The organism is Paracoccus versutus, from assembly GCF_029909795.1.
GTDB lineage: Bacteria > Pseudomonadota > Alphaproteobacteria > Rhodobacterales > Rhodobacteraceae > Paracoccus > Paracoccus versutus.
The window spans coordinates 581,223-598,955 of the sequence record NZ_CP038197.1 but is presented as its reverse complement, the minus strand read 5'-3'; the positions used below and the strand labels follow the sequence as shown (position 1 = coordinate 598,955).

Sequence of the window (17,733 nt, the reverse complement as noted above, 5' to 3'; positions counted from 1 at the left end):
GGGGCGTCGGCGGGTGCAAGCGGAAAAATACAGCCTCGGGGAAAAATTCTCGCGTTGCCGGCCAAGCCCCGAAATCAAGGCGGTTTTCCCGGAAAATCTGCGCGCTGCAGCCGCGCGCGGGCAGGGCGTAGGACCTTGCCCGGCTGCTGCCTGGCCAAGGCCGCTCGCAGGATCGCCCTCCGGCTGCCGCGGCATGGGCGGGCGTTGGCCTCCTCCAGATGGGGCGGCTTCGCGTGTCGGACAAAGGGGACTGCCAAGGCCGCCTGTCTCAGCCCCGGCCGTGCGGTTCCTGCCAGTCGATCAGCGGGTTGATCGGGATGATGCGATGCGGGTTTATCGTGGCGTGGCTGTAGTGATAGTGGCGCACGATATGGTCGAAATGCACCGTCTCGGCCACGCCCGGCCATTGGTAAAGCTCGCGCGTCCAGCCCCAGAGGTTCGGATATTCGCGCAGCCAGCGCCGGTTACATTTGAAATGCGTGTGATAGACCAGGTCGAAGCGCAGCGCGGTGGTGAAAAGCCGCCAATCGGCCTCGGTGATCCGCTCGCCGCAGAGATAGCGGTTGCCGGCCAGATGGCCCTCGAGCCAGTCCAGCGTCTCGAACAGCGGGCCGGCAGCCTCGTCATAGGCCGCCTGCGAGGTGGCGAATCCGGCCTTGTAGACGCCGTTGTTGACCCGGTCGTAGATGCGCTCGTTCAGCGCGTCGATCCGGTCCAGCAGCCCGGGCGGACAGTAATCGTCGCGATTGCCGGTCAGCCCGTCGAAGGCCGAATTGAACATGCGGATGATCTCGGCGCTTTCGTTGCTGACGATGGTCTCCTGCGCCTTGTCCCACAGCACCGGCACCGTCACCCGGCCCGAGGCCCTGGGGTCCACCCTGAGGTAGAGGTCGCGCAGATAGGGCAGGCCGTGCAGCCGGTCCCCGGTCGCGCCGGGGAAATCGGTGGCAAAGGTCCAGCCCTCGGACAGCATGTCGGGATGGACGGCCGAGACGCCGATATGCGCGGCAAGCCCCTTGAGCGCGCGAAAGATCAGCGTGCGATGCGCCCAGGGGCAGGCATAGGAGACATAGAGGTGATAGCGCCCGCTTTCGGCGGCAAAGCCGCCCATGCCGCTGGGTCCGGGACTGCCGTCCGCGGTGATCCAGTTGCGATAGGCCGTCACGCTGCGCTGGAAGCGCCCGCCGCTGCTTTCGGTGTCATACCATTCGTCATGCCAGGTGCCGTCGATCAACTGGCCCATGCTGCCCCCTCGCGCGTTTCCGTCCGGCCCCCAGCATAGCCGAGCGGGCAGGGCGGGCAACCGCCCGGTTCAGTCGCGCAGCTGCGCCCGCGCCCAGCCGGCGATCGAGGCGGCGTCCATGGCGCCCGATTGCCGCGCCACCTCGCGCCCGCCCCGATAGAGCAGCAGCGTCGGGATGCCGCGGATGCCCAGGGTGGCGGCGACCTGCGGCTCGGCCTCGGAGTTCAGCTTGACGAGCCGCATCTCGGGCTCCAGCATGCCGGCGGCGCGGGCGAACTCGGGCGCCATCATCCGGCAGGGGCCGCACCAGGGCGCCCAGACATCGACCAGCACCGGGATCGAGTTGCGGTCGATCTGGCGCCGGAACATCGCCCCGTCCACATCGGCGGGATGGGCAGAGAACAGCGCCGCGCGGCATTTGCCGCAGCGTGCCTCGCGCGCGTCGCGCCCGGGCGGCAGGCGGTTGGTCGCGCCGCAGGCGGTGCAGACGATCTGGCGGTCGGCGTCGGACATGGTCAACCTCGGGGTTCCGGGGGCTGTCCCAGATATATTCGCAGGCGCGTATATAAACAAGGCCCGGCCCCTGCCGGACCCTATCCGCCCCGCAAAAGCCGCGCCGCGTCGCCGTAACAGGCCAGCCCGGTTTCCCGCGCCGGGCTGGCATCCGGCCCCAGGTCGCGCCGCAGCTGGCAGATGGCCTCGTGCTGGCTCAGGAACACCTGGCCGGACAGGTGGCGCAGGAAATCGCTGCGCCGCAGCCGGTCCATGACCGGCCCCTTGACCTCGGACAGGTTCAGGCTGATCCCGCCCTCGGCCAGGCGGCGGTTGATTTCCTCCAGGCTTTCCAGGGCGCTGGCGTCGATGTCGTTGACGGCAGGGCACATCAGCACGACATGGCGCAGGCGCGGCCGGTCGGCGACCAGCGCGGCGATGCGGTCCTCGAGAAAGCGGGAATTGGCGAAATACAGGCTTTCGTCGACGCGCAGCGACAGGATCTCGGGCCAGACCAGCACGCGGTGGCGGTCGACGTTGCGGAAATGCTCGGTCCCCGGCACCTGGCCCACGACGGCGGAATGTGGCCGCGAGCTGCGGTAAAGCTGCATGACCAGCGACAGCAGCACCCCGGCGCTGATCCCCGGCTCGACCCCGACCAGCAGCGTGACCAGGATGGTCGCCGCCATGGCCAGGAAATCGCGCGGCGAATAGTCCAGCACCCGGCGGATGGCGCGGAAATCGACCAGCGACAGCACCGCCAGGATGATGGTCGCCGCCAGCACCGCCTGCGGCAGGTCCGCCAGCAGCGGCGTCAGGAACAGCGCCGCCAGCGCGATGCCGATGGCGGTGAATACCCCCGCCGCCGGGGTCTGCGCGCCGGCGTCGTAATTCACCACCGAGCGTGCAAAGCCGCCCGTGACCGGATAGCCGCCGCCCAGCCCGGCGGCGATATTGGCCGCGCCCAGGCCGATCAGCTCCTGGTCCGGGGCGATCCGCTCGCGCCGCCGTGCCGCCAGCGTCTGCCCGACCGAGACCGATTCGACGAAGCCCACGACCGAGATCAGCAGCGCCGCCGGCGCCAGCGCCGCCAGCAATTCAAGCGACGGGATGGGCAGCGACAGCCCCGGCAGGCCCTGCGGGATGGCGCCGACCAGCGCCACGCCGCGCCCGCCCAGGTCCAGCGCCTTGGCCAGGGCGATGGCGGCGGCGATGGCCAGGATCGGCGCCGCGCGGGCCAGCATGTCGGCCAGCCAGCCGGGCAGGCCGGCCCGCACCAGCCCATGCCGGCCCCAGCGCCGCGCCGCGTAAAGGAAGGCCAGCGACCCGGCGCCGATGGCCAGCGTCCAGGGATTCGTCCGGGGCAGGCCGGCGAAAAGCGCGGGCAGGATCTCGGGCAGGGTCGAGCCGCCGCCGCCCACGCCCAGCAGGTGCCGGATCTGCCCGGCCGCGATCAGGATGCCCGAGGCGGTGATGAAGCCCGACATCACCGGGTGGCTGAGGAAATTCGCCAGGAACCCCAGCCGGAAGATGCCCGCCGCCACCAGCATCGCGCCCGAAAGCAGCGCCAGCGCGACGGCGGCGGTCAGCGCATCGGCCAGCCCCGCCTGCATCACCGGCCCGATGGCCGAGGCGGTCATCAGCGAGACCACCGCCACCGGCCCGACCGCCAGCACCCGCGAGGTGCCGAAGACCGCATAGGCGACCAGCGGCAGGATCGAGGCGTAAAGCCCCACCTCAGGCGGCAGGTTGGCCAGCATGGCATAGGCCAGGCTCTGCGGGATCAGCATGATGGTGACGATCACCGCGGCCAGCAGGTCGGCGCTCAGCACCGCCCCGCCATAGCCGCGCGCCCATTGCAGCATGGGCAGGCGGTGGATCAGATGCATCTGCGGCGAAGCCCCTGCCCGATTTTGACCATTGCGATTCCGGCGGCCATTGTTGCGGTGAAGAGGACGGGTTCGGGGCGGATGAGGCCGATGGCGGGGATGGCGCCGCCGGGGCAGAAGCCCGACAGCCCCCAGCCCAGGCCGAACAGCGCCGAACCCCCGACCAGCCCGGCGTCGATGTCGCGCCGCTCGGGCAGGTGGAAGCGCAGCGCCAGCACCGGCGCCGGCCGGCGCAAGACCAGCCGGTAGCCCGGATAGGCCACCAGCAGCGCCCCGCCCATCACGAAGGCCAGGGACGGATCCCAGGCCCCGGCAATGTCGAAGAAATTCAGAACCTTCGCAGGGTTGGCCATGCCCGAGACCGCAATCCCCGCGCCAAAGACCAACCCGACCAGCAAGGCCGACAGCAAGACCATCTCAGAACCCTCCCGCAAGATGGCGCACCGCATAGACCGTCGCCCCGGTCGCCAGCATGAAGCTCAGCGTCGCCACCAGCGACCGCGCCGACAGCCGCGCCAGCCCGCAGACCCCGTGGCCCGAGGTGCAGCCGCCGCCATAGCTGACCCCGATCCCGACCAGCAGCCCGCTGAGCGCCGTCCAGCCCAGCGGCACCGGGCTGTCGAAGCCGATCTCGACCCCGCCCAGCCGCACCAGCAGCAAGGGCGCCGCCACCGCGCCGGCCAGGAAGGCCAGCCGCCAGCCGCCGCCCGGCGCCAGCGCCCCGGCCAGGATCCCGGTCATGCCGGCGATGCGGCCGTGCAGCGCCATCAGCAGCACCGCCGCCAGCCCGATCAACCCGCCGCCCAGCAGCGATTGCACAGGGGTGAATTCGGTCATGCCCCGCCTCCGTCCCGACGATCCCCGTTTTCGCGATCCCCGTCCTCGCGGTCCCCGTCCTCGCGGTCCCCGTCCCGACGATCCGCGCCTTCGCCTTCAGAGCCGCCTTCGGAACCGCCGCCTTCCGGCCCGCGGCCGATGCCCAGCAGCGCCCAGACCGGGCAGAAGCGCAGCGCCGCGGTCGCCAGCAGCACCAGCCCGACAACCGCCGCCGCCCAGCTCCACGCCGGCGAAAGCCCGGCCAGCAAGGCCAGCAGAACCAGGCCGAGGCCCAGCACCAGCCGCAGCACCCGCTCGGTGCCTGCGATATTGATCCGCATCCTTCCTCCTCCTCCTCAGTCCCAGGGCGCCTGCAGCAGGTCAAGCGGGATCTTCAGGTAGCGCCGACCGTTCGCCTCCGGCGCGGGCAGCCGGCCGGCATTGGTGTTGACCTGCAGCGCATGCAGGATCAGCTTGGGCATCGGCAGGGTGCGGTCGCGCGCCTGCCGCGCGGCGACGAACTCGGCCTCGGTCAGGTATTGCGCCATGTGGCTGTTGCGCGCCTTCTGCTCGGCCACGGTCGATTCCCAGGCCGGCGCCCGCCCGCCCTGGCAATAGTCGTGGCCGGTGAAGACCCGCGTCGCCTCGGGCAGGGCCAGGATCTCCTGGATCGAGCGCCACAGCGCATGCGCGTCGCCGCCGGGGAAATCCGCCCGCGCCGTGCCGCTGTCGGGCATGAACAGCGTGTCGTGCACGAAGGCCGCGTCGCCGATCACATAGGAGATCGAGGCCAGGGTATGGCCGGGCGAGAACAGCACCCGCGCCGGGATCGAGCCGAGGCGGAAGGTCTCGCCCTCGGCGAAGAGCCGGTCCCATTGCGAGCCGTCGGCGGGGAAGTCCGGCCAGTTGTAGAATTCCTTCCACAGTTTCTGCACCTCGACCACCTTCTCGCCGATGGCGGTGGGGGCGCCGGTCTTGCGCTTGAGGTAGTCGGCGGCCGAGAAATGGTCGGCATGGGGATGGGTGTCGAGGATCCATTCCAGCCTGTAGCCGCGCTCGGCGATGAAGGCGAGGATGCGGTCGGCCTCGATGGTGGCGGTGGCGCCGGATTTCTCGTCATAGTCCAGCACCGGGTCGACGACGGCGCATTGGCCGGTCGCCGGATCGGCCACCACATATTGCACCGAGCCGGTCCGCGCCTCGTAAAACCCCGTCACCTCCGGCACAGCCGCCAGGGCCGCGGCCACGCCTGCGCCAGAACCGGGGCCAGGATCGGAATGCGGATCGGAATGCGGATCGGCGGCCCGGCCGGGGCCGGAATCACGATCACGGGTATCACGATCACGGGTATCACGATCACGGGTATCACGATCAGGGGCCGCGCCCTGGCCGGGCGTCGAGGTCGAGGTCGGGGCATGGCTCATCGGATACTCCTCCTGCGCGCAAACTGTCCTACATCCATGAGATATTCGAGTATGCGAATATATGCAAGGGTGGCGAGCGGGGGAAAGCTTGCGCCCTGGCGCTTGACGGCGGCAGGATCTTCGATTCTTCTGGGAATCCGGGGCGTCCTTGTGCGCCGGCGCGCCTTGGCGGGGCTTGATTTCGCAGCATCTTGCGGAAAGCCAATGCCAGACTGGCGCCGGGAGTTCCGAAAACCAGCAGGAGGAGAAGGGAATGAGGATCGGCTGCCCCAGGGAGATCAAGCCGCAGGAATTTCGCGTGGGCCTGGCGCCCGCCGCAGCCGCCGAGGCCGTCCTGCGCGGCCACCAGGTGCTGGTCGAGGCCGGCGCCGGCCTGGGCGCGGGCTTCGCCGACGAGGACTACCTGGCCGCGGGGGCGCGGATCGTGCCGGATGCGGCCGCGGTCTTTGCCGAGGCCGAGCTGATCGTCAAGGTCAAGGAGCCGCAGGCGCCCGAGCGCGCCATGCTGCGGCGCGGGCAGGTGCTGTTCACCTATCTGCACCTGGCGCCAGATCCGGCGCAGACGCGCGAGTTGCTGGCTTCGGGCGTGACCGCCATCGCCTATGAGACGGTGACGGATGCGCGCGGCGGGCTGCCGCTGCTGGCGCCGATGTCCGAGGTGGCGGGGCGGCTGGCGCCGCAGGTCGGCGCCTGGGCGCTGCAAAAGGCCAATGGCGGGCGCGGCGTGCTGCTGGGCGGGGTGCCGGGGGTCAGGCCGGCCAATGTGCTGATCATCGGCGGCGGCGTGGTGGGTGCGGCGGCGGCGCGGGTCGCGGTCGGCATGGGCGCGAACGTGACGGTGATGGACCGTTCGCTGCCGCGGCTGTCCTGGCTCGACGATCTCTTCATGGGCAAGCTGACCACCCAGCACGCCAGCGCGGCCGCGACCGCCGAGCTGATCCAGCGCGCAGACATGGTGGTCGGCGCCGTGCTGGTGCCGGGTGCGGCGGCGCCGAAGCTGGTGTCGCGGGCGCAGCTTGAAACCATGCCGCGCGGCGCGGTGCTGGTCGATGTCGCCATCGACCAGGGCGGCTGTTTCGAGACCTCGCGCCCCACCACCCACCAGGATCCGATCTACGAGGTCGACGGCGTGATCCATTACTGCGTGGCCAACATGCCGGGGGCGGTGGCGCGGACCTCGACCCAGGCGCTCGGCAATGCCACGCTGCCCTTCCTGCTGGCGCTGGCCGACAAGGGCTGGCGCCGCGCGCTGGCCGAGGATGCGCATCTGCGCGCGGGCCTGGCCACGCATGAAGGGCAGCTGACCTCGCCGCCGGTGGGCGAAGCGCTGGGGCTGGCGGCGATCACCCCCGACCAGCTGCTGGCGGGCTAGGCCACCCTAGCGCCAGAAGCGCTTGGCATCGACCAGGGCCTCATGCGCTTCGGCGGCGGCCTCGACCAGGGCGCGCTTGTCGCGGTCGGTGCCCAGCAGCGCGGCCGCCGCGGGGTCGCCGGCCAGGCCCAGCCGCTCGACCAGCGCCGGGGCCGCCGCCAGGTCGTTCAGCGCGCCCATGCGGTCCTGCAACGCCTCGAGTGCGGCCAGGAAGCGCGCGGCCCGGCGCCTGCGGCGCTTTTCCGCATAAAGCGGTGCGAAGAACTCGGCGGCATAGCGCAGCTTCTTGGCGTCCTTGCGCAATTCGTGCCGGGTCTCGTCATCCACATCGGCAAGGCCGATGCCGTCCTTCTTGACCTTGCGGCGCAGGCGGTCGAGCGCGGCCGAGGCGAATTCGCGCAGGGGCAGGTCGCGGATCTCGGCGGCCGAGGGCTGCGTCGTCCAGGGGCCGATGGCAAGATATTCCGCCAGGTCGAGCATCAGCAGCCGCGCCCGGCGCGAGCCGAGCGCCGTCCGGGCCTGGGCATAGGCCGCCATCCGCGCCGGCTCCAGCCGGGCGCGCAGCGCATCCGGCCGGCAGCGCAGGCGCAGCACGTCCAGGTCGCGCGCCTCGCCCAGCACCCCGGCCAGCCAGCGGCTTTCACCGTTCAGCCGCGCGGCCGTCTCGTCCTGAAGCATTGGCTTGAAGATGGACAGGGCCGAGCGCAGCCGGCGCAGCGCCACCCGCGCCTGATGCACGGCCTCGGGGTTGCCGGGATCGACCAGCGGCTCGTTGAGGCGGAACTGCCGCAGGCAGGCGGCGCCGATCTGGCGAAAGCCCTCGGCCGCCGCCATGTCGCGGTGAAGGGCTGTCGGCGCGGCCTTGTGCATGCGCAGCACCGGGCCCAGCAGGCGAAAGCCGTGATCGGCCTCGCTCAGCACGCCCAGGCGCAGCGGCGCGATCTCGTCCAGCCGGCGGGCCAGCGCGTAAAGCGCGGTGGGCGCGCCTTCGCGCAGTGCCAGCCGAAGCTCGCAGCGCGCCGAACGGCGGTCGGCGGCCGTCACCTCGCCCCGGTCCAGCGCCAGCTCGATGTCGGCGCCCTGCCAGGACAGGGACCAGAGCTGCCGCTGGAGGCGCAGGTCGAACAGCGGGCCGATGTCGGCCACCTTTGGCCCCAGCAGCGCGCAAAGCGGCGTGCGCTCGTCCAGCACCGGCCTGTCGCCTGCGACGGGCTGGCGCCATTCGGGCAGCACGAACAGATCGGCGGTGCTGCCGGTGGCCCGGACGATCTGGATGCGCCCGGTTTCGTCCTCGCCTTCGCCTTCGCCCTCGGCCAGGCTCAGCGTAAAGCCGGCGGCCGCCAGGTCCCGGTCGGGCGTGTCGAAATAGGTGGCATGGAGCGGCAGGACGGCTGGCTCCCCCGGCAGCAGATCCGAGGCGCGCAGGGCCTCGGCCGCCTCGGGCGCGATCTCGAGCATCAGCTCCGGCACGGAGACCATGGTTTTCTGTTGCGGCATTTCGACCTTCCATCGGGCGCTTCCGGACATCGTGCCGGCCCGTCCCGGAACGGGCGGCGGCAGAGGCAGGATAACCGACGGCTGAAACACCTCCATGTCGGTTTTCGTCGAAACGCCGAAACTGCCGCAACCCCAGCCGCACCGTGCCGGGATCAGAGGCAGGGATCGAGCGGGCTGACCAGGCCGTGGCCGAAGACCTCGTCATGGCCGGCCTTGCCCAGATCCCGCGCGCTGGATTGCAGGCGCGCGCGCACCTCGGCCGGGGTCAGCCCCGGTTCCTTCTGCATCAGCAGCGCCGCGGCCGCGGTGACGAAGGGCGTCGCGAAGGAGGTGCCGGTCTTGGTCCGCGCCCCGCGGATCGAGGCGGCGGTCCAGACATCCACCCCCGGCGCCGCCAGGTCGATATGCCCGCCCCGGTTCGCCCGGCGATAGACCTGGGCGCGGCGGTCCACCGCCGTGACCGCGATGACCTGCGGATAGGCGGCCGGATAGGCCGGCTTCGCCGCCGGCCCGCCATTGCCCGCCGCCGCCACCAGCACGATCCCGTCCCGGTCCATGCGCCGGACCTGCCCGGCCAGGGCGTCGTTCGCCGGGCCGGCCAGCGACAGGTTCACGATCCGCACCTGCTGCGCGGTCAGGTAGTCCAGCGCCTCGACCAGCGCGAAGGCATCGGCGCGCTCGTCCTGGCGCTGCTTGTGAAAGGCATCGACGGCGACCAGCGGCGCCCCCGGCACCAGCCCCGGCGTGCGGCCGTCGGCGCGCCCGACCAGCAGCGCCGCGACCGCGGTGCCGTGCATCTGGTCCGAGGCCGCGGCCTCGCCGTCCGAGGCGATGCGGTGCAGGCTGATCCGCGCATCCTCCAGCGCCTCGTGCCGGATGTTGAGCCCGGTATCCACCATGCCGATCCGGGGCGGCGTGCCGCAGGTCGCGCCATGCGCCGGCCAGGCGATCATCTGCCGGGCGGGGCAGTCGGCGCCCCGGCAGCCCGGCGCATTGCCCGGCCGGTAGTAATGGTTGAAATCGGCCGCCGTGGCCGAGGCCATGGCGCGCACCACGTCCCGCGCCTGCTCAAGGGGCATGGCGGCGGGCTTGCGCAGCCGGTGCATCGGCTCGCCCGCGCTGAGCCGGGTTTCGTGCAGCACCTCGAAGCCCATGTCCTGCAACTGCGCCAGATCGGCCGGCGACAGGCCGCGCGCGATCACCTCGTCCGGGGCGCGCTGGGGCAGGGGCTCGGCGCGGACCCGCGGCTGGGCCGGCGGCGGCGCCCGGCGGCGGGGCGCATCGTCATCGTCGTCGTCATCATCATCGTCGTCGTCATCGTCGTCGTCGTCATCGTCGTCATCGTCGGCCCAGGCAGCGGCGGGCGCCGTCCAATCGGCGCCGGGGCGCAGGTCGGCCAGCAGCATGGCGGCCAGCACGGTCACGAACAGCAGCAGGCGCGGCATTTCCCTTCCTCCATGAAGCCGGTTTCTGGACATTCTACGCCCGACACATTCTATTATTCCCCGCCCAGGTCAATTTTCCCGCCCGGAGGACTTCATGGATGCGGCTTTCGGCGAAGCCCTGATCGCCCTTTTGCCGAACCTGCGGCGATTTGCGCTGTCGCTGTCGCGCCGCGCCGATCTGGCCGACGACCTGGTGCAGATCACCGTCGAGCGCGCCATCACCCATGCCGCCGGATTCGACCGCCGCGCGCGGCTGGAGCCGTGGCTGTTTCGCATCATGCGCAATGCCTGGATCGACCAGACCCGGCGGCAAAGGACCGCGGGCACCCAGGTCGACATCTTCGAGATGCCCGAGGCGCTGCCGGTGGACCCGGCCCCGGCGCTCGAGGCGCATCTGATGCTGCAATCGGTCGAGGCGGCGATGGCCACCCTGCCGCCCGAGCAGCGCGAGGTGCTGCATCTCGTCTGCGTCGAGGAGATGAGCTATGCCGAGACCGCCGAGGTGCTGTCGATCCCGGTCGGCACGGTGATGAGCCGGCTGTCGCGGGCGCGGCTCGCGCTGGCCGGGAAGTTGGGAATAGAATGACGGGCGGCGCGTATACGGCGGGCAACCCGGCGGGAGGACAGGCCCATGCAGATCGACGATGAGACCCTGATGGCGCTGGCCGACGGCGAGCTGGAGCCCGACCGGGCCGAGGCGGTGCGCCGGGCCGTCGCCGCCGATCCCGAGTTGCAGCGCCGGCTGAGCCGCTTTGCCGAGACGCGGCGCCTGCTGGGCGGCCTGCGCACCGGCGCCGGCGGCGAAGACCCGCTGGCCGGCATGATCCGCGCCGCCACCGCCGCGCCTGCGCCTGCTCCTGCGCCGCAGGCCGCGCCAAAGGCCCCGGCCGCGAACCTGAACCGCCGGCCATGGCTTGCGCTGGCGGCCTCGGCCGCGCTGGCCGCGCTTGGCCTTGGCTGGTGGGAATGGTCGGGGCGGGGCGCCGATGGGCTGCCGGGCGCCGAGCTGGCGGCGCTGGACGAATTGCCCTCGGGCGAGGTGCGGGTGCTGGCGGACGGCACCGAGATCAGCATGATCGCCTCGTTCCAGCTGGCCGGGGGGCAGTTGTGCCGCGAATATGAAACCGCCCGCGCGCGCGCGCTGCGCACCGTGCTGGCCTGCCGCGACGCGGATGGCTGGCAGGCGCGCTTCGCCGCCCAGGCCCAGGCGGACGGCGCGGACTACCGCCCGGCCTCGGGCCCCGAGAGCATCGAGGCGGCGCTTGCCGCCCTGGGCGCGGGCGAGCCGCTGACCCCCGAGGACGAGGCGCTGGCCCTGCGCGCCCTGCCGGGGGAATAGTTCGGAGCCCGCCGCGTAATCCTGTGGACAGATAGGAGAACGCCATGACCGCCCGGACCCTTCTTGCCCCGACCCTGCCGCTTCCCCGGCCGCGCCGGTTGATCGCCGCGCTGCTGGCCCTGGCCATCATCGCCGCCGCCTGGGGCTTGCCCGCCACGCTGGAGCCGCGGGGGCGGATGACGCTGGCCGTCTCGGCGCTGGCGGTGCTGGGCTGGGTCGGCACGCGCCTGCCGGAATCGCTGGTGGCGCTGGCCGCCGTGCTGGCACTGGTGCTGGGCGGCGTGCTGAGCGAGGCGCAGCTTTTCGCCGCGCTCGGCAGCGAGCTGATCTGGCTGCTGCTTTCGGCCTTCGTCATCGCCGCCGTGGCCAGGGATGCCGGGCTGACCCAGCGGCTGGTCGCGCCGCTGATGCGCCGGGGGCTGCGTTTCGCGCCCTTCGCCCTGCTGCTGGCGCTGCTGGTGGCGGCGACGGCCTTCGTGCTGCCCTCGACCTCGGGGCGGGCGGCGCTGCTGCTGCCGGTCTTTGCGGCGATCGCCGGCGCTCTGCCCGATCCGGCGCTGCGAAAGCCGCTGGCGCTGCTGTTTCCGACGGTGATCCTGCTGTCCGCCGGCGCCTCGCTGATCGGGGCGGGCGCGCATCTGCTGGCCGCCGCCAGCATCCGCAGCGCCACCGGCTTGCAGCTGGGCTATCTGGACTGGGCCATGCTGGGCCTGCCGTTTTCGCTGGCCGCCAGCCTGGCCGGGGCCGCGCTGATCCTGCTGCTGTTCGTGCCGCGCGCCTTGCTGATGGCGCCGCTGCCCCGGATCGAGACGCCGCGGCCGGACCCCGCGACCCGCCGCCGCCAGGCGCGCATCGCCCTGGTGCTGGCGGCGGTGGTCGGGCTGTGGCTGACCGCGCCGCTGCACGGCATCGGCATGGCGCTGGCGGCGCTGGCCGGGGCGCTGGTGCTGCTGACCCCGCCCTTTGCCACCCGCAAGCCCAAGGAGATCTTCCGCGCCGTCGATGTCGAGCTGCTGCTCTACATGGCCGCGACCGTGCTGATCGCCCAGGCGATGACGGCGACGGGGACGGACCGCTGGCTGGCCGGCCATGCGCTGGCCGCGCTGCCGCCCGTGCTGACCGGGAATCGCGCCGCCGTGGTGGCGCTGCTGGCCGCGGCATCGGTGGCGGCGCATCTGGCGATCACCTCGCGCTCGGCCCGCGCGGCGGTGCTGATCCCGGCGCTGGCGCTGCCGATGGCGGGCTGGGGCCACGATCCGGCGCTGATGATCCTGGTCGCGGTCATGGGCACCGGCTTTTGCCAAAGCATGATGGCCTCGGCCAAGCCGGTGGCGATCTTCGGCCATGCCGAGGGCGCGGGCTTCGCGCAGCGCGACCTGATGCGGCTGGCGCTGCCGCTGGCGCCGGCCGTGACCGCGCTGCTGGTCGGCTTCGCCCTGCTGGTCTGGCCCGCGCAGCTGGAGCGGATGCGCGGCGGGGCGCAGGAAGCCCCGGCCTCGGTGTCGGCTCCGGCCCCGACCATTTCCGCCACCCGGCCCGTGCCCCGGCCTGCGCGACTTCCGGCCGAGCCGCACCATCCCCGCGCCATGGGCGAGTTGCAGCGGCTGCAGCACGAGGTGAACCGCGCCCTGCGCCCGGTGGGCCTGCGCATCACCATCCGATAAGATCGTTTCGGATCAATGGGAAAGGGCGGCTCCGGCCGCTCTTTTCGCTTCCTGCCACAAATTTTTCGCATCGCGCCGGAATAATCCACGGGTCCGGGCCGTAATCCTGCCAGACAACAGAAAAAAGGATGCCGGATATGTCCCTGACCGTTCTGATCGCACCCTCGGGGTTCAAGGAATCGCTTTCCGTCAATCAGGTGGCCGAGGCCATCGCCCGCGGCATCCGCCGCGCCGCCCCGCATGCGACCATCCTGACCGCCCCCATGGTCGATGGCGGCGAAGGCACGACCGAGGCGCTGGTCGCCGCCACCGGCGGCCGCATGGTCGCCACCACCGTCACCGGCCCCCTGGGCCAGCCCGTGGCCAGTTTCTGGGGCATGATGGGCGGCGACGGCCCGCGCAGCGCGGTGATCGAGATGGCGGCGGCCGCCGGCCTGTCGCTGGTGCCCCGCGACCGGCGCGACCCGACGCTGACCACCAGCCGCGGCGTCGGGGAACTGATCCTCGAGGCGCTGGACCAGGGCGCCACCCGCATCCTTGTGGGCTGCGGCGACAGCGGCATCAACGACGGCGGCGCCGGCATGGCGCGGGCGCTTGGCGCGCGCTTCCTGGACGCCCAGGGGCGCGAGCTGCCCGAAGGCGGCGGCGCGCTGGAGCATCTGGAACGGATCGACATCGCCGGGCTCGATCCCCGGCTGGCGGGGGTGCGGATCGACGCGGCGGTGAACTGGCACAACATGCTGCTGGGCCCGCGCGGCGTCGCCCGCGTCTTCGGCCCGCAAAAGGGCGCCACGCCCGAGCAGGTCGAGGCGCTGGACCGCGGCATGACCCGCCACGCCGCCGCGATCCTGGCGGCGACCGGGCGCGACGTGGCGGGGATGGCGGGCGCGGGCGCCTCGGGCGGGCTGGGGGCGGGGCTTGCCGGCCTTGCCGGCGCGACGCTGCATCCGCGCTTCGACATCATGCTGGACTACCTGGATTTCGACCGGCTGCTGGCCCGCGCCGACCTGGTCATCACCGCCGAGGGCGCGCTGGACGGGCAGAGCCCCTATGGCAAGGTGCCCTGCGAGGTCGCGCGCCGCGCCGAGGCGCTTGGCGTGCCGACCGTGGCGCTGGCCGGCACCATCGGCAAGGGCGCGCGCCAGACCTATGAACACGGGATCGCCGCCTATGCCTCGATCATGCGGCGGCCCTGTTCGCTGGGCAAGGCGATCGACGAGGGCGGCAAGCTGCTGCGCGCGGCGGCCGAGAACACCATGCGCATGCTGCTGGTGGGCCAGCGCCTGGCCTGGCGCGCCCGCGACGCCTGATGAACATCGCGACTTGCGCCCCCGGTCGAACCGGCAACCGGGACGCGCGGGGAACGGCCGCCCAAGGCCGCTCCGATCCTGCCGGTCCAACGCAAGTGACGGAGAACGACCATGGCAAAGATACGTGGCAACGACGACGACAACCGCCTGTTCGGCACCAGTGTCGCCGACCAGATCTGGGGCATGTCCGGGGACGACAGCATCTTCGGCTACCAGGGCAACGACAGCATCTATGGCGGCGCCGGCAACGACCGCCTGGATGCCGGACAGGGCCATAACCGGGTCTGGGGCGGCGAGGGCAACGACGTGATCCTGGCCGGTGCCGGCAACGACACCATCGACGCGGGCAGCGGCAATGACGTGGTGCGCGCCGGCAACGGCAACAACCGCATCACCCTGGGCGAGGGCAACGACCAGGCCTTTACCGGCAACGGCCGCGACCATATCGCCGCCGGCGACGGCAACGACGTCGTCCGCGCGGGTGCCGGCGCCGACACGCTGATGGGCGGCGAGGGCGACGACCGCCTGTTCGGCGAGGCCGGCAACGACCGGCTGGTCGGGCACGAGGGCAACGACACGCTGAACGGCGGTGCCGGCAACGACACCATGACCGGTGGCGAGGGCGCGGATGTCTTCGTCTGGAACGGCGGCCGCGACCGGATCACCGATTTCGACAGCGACGACGACCGCATCAACCTGTCGCATTACGCCCGGTTCGACGGTTTCGGCGACATCCGCGCCGCGGCGAGCCAGGTCGGCAACGACGTCGTGATCCGCGCCGGCAACGACCGGCTGGTGATCGAGGACATGCGGCTGGGCCAGTTGGGCGGCGACGATTTCAGCTGGTAGGCGGCTTATCCACGGCAGGCGACGGCGGCGCGGGCAGGTCCGCGCCGCTGCGATGCTATGCGCCCCGCGGCCCCGGATCAGGGCCCGGCATCGTCGGCAGGACGCCCCGGCCCAAGGCCCATGCCGGTGCCCATGCCCCCGCCCATGCCGCCACCGCCGCCCTTGCCGCCTTCGCCGCGCCCGCCCTTGGACGAGCCGCCAAGCTGGCGGGCCGGACCTTGCAGCGGGATCACCGCATCGGACGGCACCGGCGCAAGGTCCAGCGCCTTGCGGATGAAATCGCGCAGCGAGACGACCAGCTCGGCGGTGTGGATCGTCCGGCCGGCGGCCATCTCGGCGGCGGCATGGCTGGCCAGGCGCACCTGTTCCTCGGTCCCCAGCAGGATGATGTCGGAAAGCGCCGCCTCGACCGCGTCGCGGATGCGCCGGGCGCGATCCGAGCCGCCGGCCTCATCGCCGCCCGCCTCTTGCGCGCGCTGCCGCAGGTCGCGCAAATGCGTCGGATCGACCAGCAACTCGCCGGTGAAGGAACCGCCCAGCACCTTGTAGGCGGCGATCAGCGTGCGCAGCCGCTCGTTGATCTGCCGGTTCATCCGCTGCTGGCGCTGCTGGATGGTCAGCAGCATCAGCACCCGGATGCCGACGCCGATCAGCGTGAACAGCGCAAGGCCCAGCAGCGTGGTCAGGATCCCCTGCCAGGTGCTGAAGTCGAAATAGCGCATCGGAAACTCCCTGGCTCGGCCGCGATCCCCGGCCCGTTTATCCCACCGCTTCGCCGCGATGCGCCAGAGGGTTTTGCGGCCCATGCCGCGAAAGGCCGGCGTCGCTTGTCGCCGGCGCGGGGATGCGGCCGCGCGTCTGGAAGGCGGCCGATGCCTCTGGGGTGGACCGGCCGGCGTTTTTCCGCAAACTGCCGGACCATGGCGCACCGGCGGTCGCCCGGCTGCGCCATGGTCGATCTTCGTGCTGCCGGGGCGATCCCGGCATGCCAACCCCTTCGGAGGCCGAAATGACCAGGACCGTCGAAACCCCGCGCCCCAGCCGCCCGGCCTTTCTGGGCGAGCTGTTCGAGGTGCTGACGAACCGCGGCCGCCGCCTGCTGGGACGGCGCGGTGCCGGCGCCGCCACCGAGTCGCCCGACCTGTGCGAACTGGGCGAGGCGCTGCTGTCGCGGCGGGGCGAAGCCTCGGGCGTGGCCATCGCCCAAGACCTGCTCGCCGCCTTCGAGGATGCCGACGAGGCGACGCGGCTGGCCTTCCTGCACGACCTCGCCGAGCGTTTCGGCCCCGACCCGGCGGTGGTCCGCGCCGCGCTGGAGGCGGTGCAGCGCGACCCCGAGGACACGCTGGCCATCGAGGCGCTGCACGAGGCGACCGAGCCGCGCCGGCAGGAGCTGCTGCGTCGCCTGAACCTTGCCCCCGGCGGCACGGCGGCGCTGGTGCGGATGCGCGAGGAGCTGCTGGCCCATCTGGAGGATAATCCCGCACTGCGCCGGGTGGACCTGGATTTTGCGCATCTCTTCGCCTCCTGGTTCAACAGGGGGTTTCTCGTGCTGCGCCATATCGACTGGAACACGCCCGCCAGCATCCTGGAAAAGATCATCCGCTACGAGGCGGTGCATGCCATCCAGAACTGGGACGACCTGCGCAACCGCCTGCAGCCGACCGACCGGCGCTGCTACGGCTTCTTTCACCCGCAGCTGGTGGACGAGCCGCTGATCTTCGTCGAGGTGGCGCTGACCGAGGAGATCCCGGACAATGTCGCGGGCCTTCTCGACCTCGACCGCCAGCCGATCGAGGCGGAGCGCGCCAGCACCGCGGTGTTCTACTCCATCTCGAACACGCAGCGGGGCTTGGCCGGGGTGTCCTTCGGCAATTTCCTGATCAAGCAGGTGGTCGAGGAACTCAAGGCGGAACTGCCGAACATCCGCAGCTTCGTCACGCTGTCGCCGGTGCCCGGCTTTGCCGCCTGGCTGGCCCGGCAGCGCCAGGACGAGATGTCCGAACTGATCGGTGCCGACCAGCGCCTGGCCTTCGCCCTGCTGGACGATCCCGACTGGCACCGGGACCGGGCCGCGGCCGAAAGCCTGCGCGCGCCTCTGTTGGCCGCCGCCGCCACCTATTTCCTGCGCGCCCGCGACGGCAAGGGCCGCGTCGTCGATCCGGTGGCGCGCTTCCACCTGGGCAACGGCGCCCGGTTGGAGCGGCTGAACTTCCTGGGTGACGTCTCGGCCAACGGGCTCAAGCAGGCGCATGGGCTGATGGTGAACTACCTCTACGACCTCGACCAGATCGAGGCGAACCACGAAGCCTTCGCCGAAGGCAGCGCCATCGCCGCCTCGGACAGCGTGACGCGCGCGCAGCCGATTTCCAACGCATGAACCACGGGGACCA

General features: G+C 71.7%; 17 protein-coding genes. 7 read left to right on the top strand and 10 right to left on the bottom strand.

The genetic code is table 11. From position 1 onward, the window contains the following. Positions 1-268: 268 nt before the first annotated feature. From E3U25_RS13985 to E3U25_RS13955, 7 genes are all read right to left on the bottom strand, one after another. Positions 269-1,243 carry a glutathione S-transferase family protein gene (locus E3U25_RS13985; RefSeq protein WP_116222808.1) on the bottom strand — a complete coding sequence of 325 codons (975 nt, stop codon included), beginning with the start codon at positions 1,241-1,243 and terminating at the stop codon, positions 269-271. Between the two features lie 69 nt (positions 1,244-1,312). Further along, positions 1,313-1,756 carry a thioredoxin TrxC gene (gene trxC, locus E3U25_RS13980; protein WP_116222807.1) on the bottom strand — a complete coding sequence of 148 codons (444 nt, stop codon included), beginning with the start codon at positions 1,754-1,756 and terminating at the stop codon, positions 1,313-1,315. Positions 1,757-1,836: 80 nt separating this feature from the next. Then, a complete protein-coding gene (locus tag E3U25_RS13975) occupies positions 1,837-3,624 on the bottom strand; it encodes a SulP family inorganic anion transporter (protein WP_116222806.1) in 1,788 nt (595 codons plus the stop codon). After that, the gene (locus E3U25_RS13970) at positions 3,615-4,040 is read right to left on the bottom strand and encodes a DUF6691 family protein (RefSeq protein WP_072464113.1); all 426 of its coding nucleotides are present in this window, start codon (positions 4,038-4,040) and stop codon (positions 3,615-3,617) included. The genes E3U25_RS13975 and E3U25_RS13970 overlap by 10 nt, the downstream gene beginning before the upstream one ends. 1 nt (position 4,041) lies before the next feature. After that, positions 4,042-4,461, bottom strand: a complete 420-nt coding sequence (locus E3U25_RS13965) for a YeeE/YedE family protein (RefSeq protein WP_036761444.1) — start codon at positions 4,459-4,461, stop codon at positions 4,042-4,044. Further along, positions 4,458-4,781 carry a YgaP family membrane protein gene (locus E3U25_RS13960; protein ID WP_116222805.1) on the bottom strand — a complete coding sequence of 108 codons (324 nt, stop codon included), beginning with the start codon at positions 4,779-4,781 and terminating at the stop codon, positions 4,458-4,460. Before E3U25_RS13960 ends, E3U25_RS13965 begins: the two co-directional genes overlap by 4 nt. Positions 4,782-4,796: 15 nt before the next feature. Next, the gene (locus E3U25_RS13955; protein WP_116222867.1) at positions 4,797-5,675 is read right to left on the bottom strand and encodes an MBL fold metallo-hydrolase; all 879 of its coding nucleotides are present in this window, start codon (positions 5,673-5,675) and stop codon (positions 4,797-4,799) included. A gap of 442 nt (positions 5,676-6,117) precedes the next feature. On the opposite strand from E3U25_RS13955, the gene ald reads away from it, so the two are divergent. Next, positions 6,118-7,236: an alanine dehydrogenase gene (gene ald / locus E3U25_RS13950; RefSeq protein WP_072464316.1), complete on the top strand. Its 1,119-nt coding sequence runs from the start codon at positions 6,118-6,120 to the stop codon at positions 7,234-7,236. Positions 7,237-7,242: 6 nt separating this feature from the next. Here ald and E3U25_RS13945 read toward each other — a convergent pair whose 3' ends face one another. Both E3U25_RS13945 and E3U25_RS13940 read right to left on the bottom strand, forming a co-directional pair. Then, entirely contained in the window at positions 7,243-8,733 is a 1,491-nt protein-coding gene (locus tag E3U25_RS13945) for a CYTH and CHAD domain-containing protein (RefSeq protein WP_116222804.1), read from the bottom strand. Between the two features lie 152 nt (positions 8,734-8,885). Then, positions 8,886-10,178 (bottom strand): S8 family serine peptidase, encoded by a 1,293-nt coding sequence (locus E3U25_RS13940; protein ID WP_116222803.1) that lies wholly within the window; start codon positions 10,176-10,178, stop codon positions 8,886-8,888. A gap of 94 nt (positions 10,179-10,272) precedes the next feature. On the opposite strand from E3U25_RS13940, the gene E3U25_RS13935 reads away from it, so the two are divergent. The 5 genes from E3U25_RS13935 (at position 10,273) to E3U25_RS13915 (ending at position 15,340) form a co-directional block, all read left to right on the top strand. After that, a complete protein-coding gene (locus E3U25_RS13935; RefSeq protein ID WP_072464314.1) occupies positions 10,273-10,764 on the top strand; it encodes an RNA polymerase sigma factor in 492 nt (163 codons plus the stop codon). Positions 10,765-10,809: 45 nt separating this feature from the next. Further along, positions 10,810-11,517: a hypothetical protein gene (locus E3U25_RS13930; RefSeq protein WP_116222802.1), complete on the top strand. Its 708-nt coding sequence runs from the start codon at positions 10,810-10,812 to the stop codon at positions 11,515-11,517. Between the two features lie 44 nt (positions 11,518-11,561). Further along, on the top strand, positions 11,562-13,181 hold the full coding sequence (locus E3U25_RS13925; RefSeq protein ID WP_181180962.1) for an SLC13 family permease: 1,620 nt from the start codon (positions 11,562-11,564) through the stop codon (positions 13,179-13,181). Positions 13,182-13,318: 137 nt separating this feature from the next. Then, the gene (locus tag E3U25_RS13920; RefSeq protein ID WP_116171335.1) at positions 13,319-14,491 is read left to right on the top strand and encodes a glycerate kinase family protein; all 1,173 of its coding nucleotides are present in this window, start codon (positions 13,319-13,321) and stop codon (positions 14,489-14,491) included. Between the two features lie 111 nt (positions 14,492-14,602). Continuing rightward, positions 14,603-15,340: a calcium-binding protein gene (locus E3U25_RS13915; RefSeq protein WP_116222801.1), complete on the top strand. Its 738-nt coding sequence runs from the start codon at positions 14,603-14,605 to the stop codon at positions 15,338-15,340. Positions 15,341-15,417: 77 nt separating this feature from the next. Here E3U25_RS13915 and E3U25_RS13910 read toward each other — a convergent pair whose 3' ends face one another. Next, positions 15,418-16,062, bottom strand: a complete 645-nt coding sequence (locus E3U25_RS13910) for a hypothetical protein (protein ID WP_116222800.1) — start codon at positions 16,060-16,062, stop codon at positions 15,418-15,420. Between the two features lie 287 nt (positions 16,063-16,349). Here E3U25_RS13910 and E3U25_RS13905 point away from each other — a divergent pair, with 287 nt between their 5' ends. Next, positions 16,350-17,720 carry a malonyl-CoA decarboxylase gene (locus E3U25_RS13905; protein ID WP_116222866.1) on the top strand — a complete coding sequence of 457 codons (1,371 nt, stop codon included), beginning with the start codon at positions 16,350-16,352 and terminating at the stop codon, positions 17,718-17,720. The last annotated feature ends 13 nt before the right edge of the window (positions 17,721-17,733 follow it).

What these genes read in the sequence shown, in the direction of transcription:
- E3U25_RS13985 (WP_116222808.1), bottom strand. Translation starts at nt 1,243, where the DNA reads ATGGGCCAGTTGATCGACGGCACCTGGCATGACGAATGGTATGACACC.
- trxC (WP_116222807.1), bottom strand. Translation starts at nt 1,756, where the DNA reads ATGTCCGACGCCGACCGCCAGATCGTCTGCACCGCCTGCGGCGCGACC.
- E3U25_RS13975 (WP_116222806.1), bottom strand. Translation starts at nt 3,624, where the DNA reads ATGCATCTGATCCACCGCCTGCCCATGCTGCAATGGGCGCGCGGCTAT.
- E3U25_RS13970 (WP_072464113.1), bottom strand. Translation starts at nt 4,040, where the DNA reads ATGGTCTTGCTGTCGGCCTTGCTGGTCGGGTTGGTCTTTGGCGCGGGG.
- E3U25_RS13965 (WP_036761444.1), bottom strand. Translation starts at nt 4,461, where the DNA reads ATGACCGAATTCACCCCTGTGCAATCGCTGCTGGGCGGCGGGTTGATC.
- E3U25_RS13960 (WP_116222805.1), bottom strand. Translation starts at nt 4,781, where the DNA reads ATGCGGATCAATATCGCAGGCACCGAGCGGGTGCTGCGGCTGGTGCTG.
- ald (WP_072464316.1), top strand. Translation starts at nt 6,118, where the DNA reads ATGAGGATCGGCTGCCCCAGGGAGATCAAGCCGCAGGAATTTCGCGTG.
- E3U25_RS13945 (WP_116222804.1), bottom strand. Translation starts at nt 8,733, where the DNA reads ATGCCGCAACAGAAAACCATGGTCTCCGTGCCGGAGCTGATGCTCGAG.
- E3U25_RS13940 (WP_116222803.1), bottom strand. Translation starts at nt 10,178, where the DNA reads ATGCCGCGCCTGCTGCTGTTCGTGACCGTGCTGGCCGCCATGCTGCTG.
- E3U25_RS13935 (WP_072464314.1), top strand. Translation starts at nt 10,273, where the DNA reads ATGGATGCGGCTTTCGGCGAAGCCCTGATCGCCCTTTTGCCGAACCTG.
- E3U25_RS13930 (WP_116222802.1), top strand. Translation starts at nt 10,810, where the DNA reads ATGCAGATCGACGATGAGACCCTGATGGCGCTGGCCGACGGCGAGCTG.
- E3U25_RS13925 (WP_181180962.1), top strand. Translation starts at nt 11,562, where the DNA reads ATGACCGCCCGGACCCTTCTTGCCCCGACCCTGCCGCTTCCCCGGCCG.
- E3U25_RS13920 (WP_116171335.1), top strand. Translation starts at nt 13,319, where the DNA reads ATGTCCCTGACCGTTCTGATCGCACCCTCGGGGTTCAAGGAATCGCTT.
- E3U25_RS13915 (WP_116222801.1), top strand. Translation starts at nt 14,603, where the DNA reads ATGGCAAAGATACGTGGCAACGACGACGACAACCGCCTGTTCGGCACC.
- E3U25_RS13910 (WP_116222800.1), bottom strand. Translation starts at nt 16,062, where the DNA reads ATGCGCTATTTCGACTTCAGCACCTGGCAGGGGATCCTGACCACGCTG.
- E3U25_RS13905 (WP_116222866.1), top strand. Translation starts at nt 16,350, where the DNA reads ATGACCAGGACCGTCGAAACCCCGCGCCCCAGCCGCCCGGCCTTTCTG.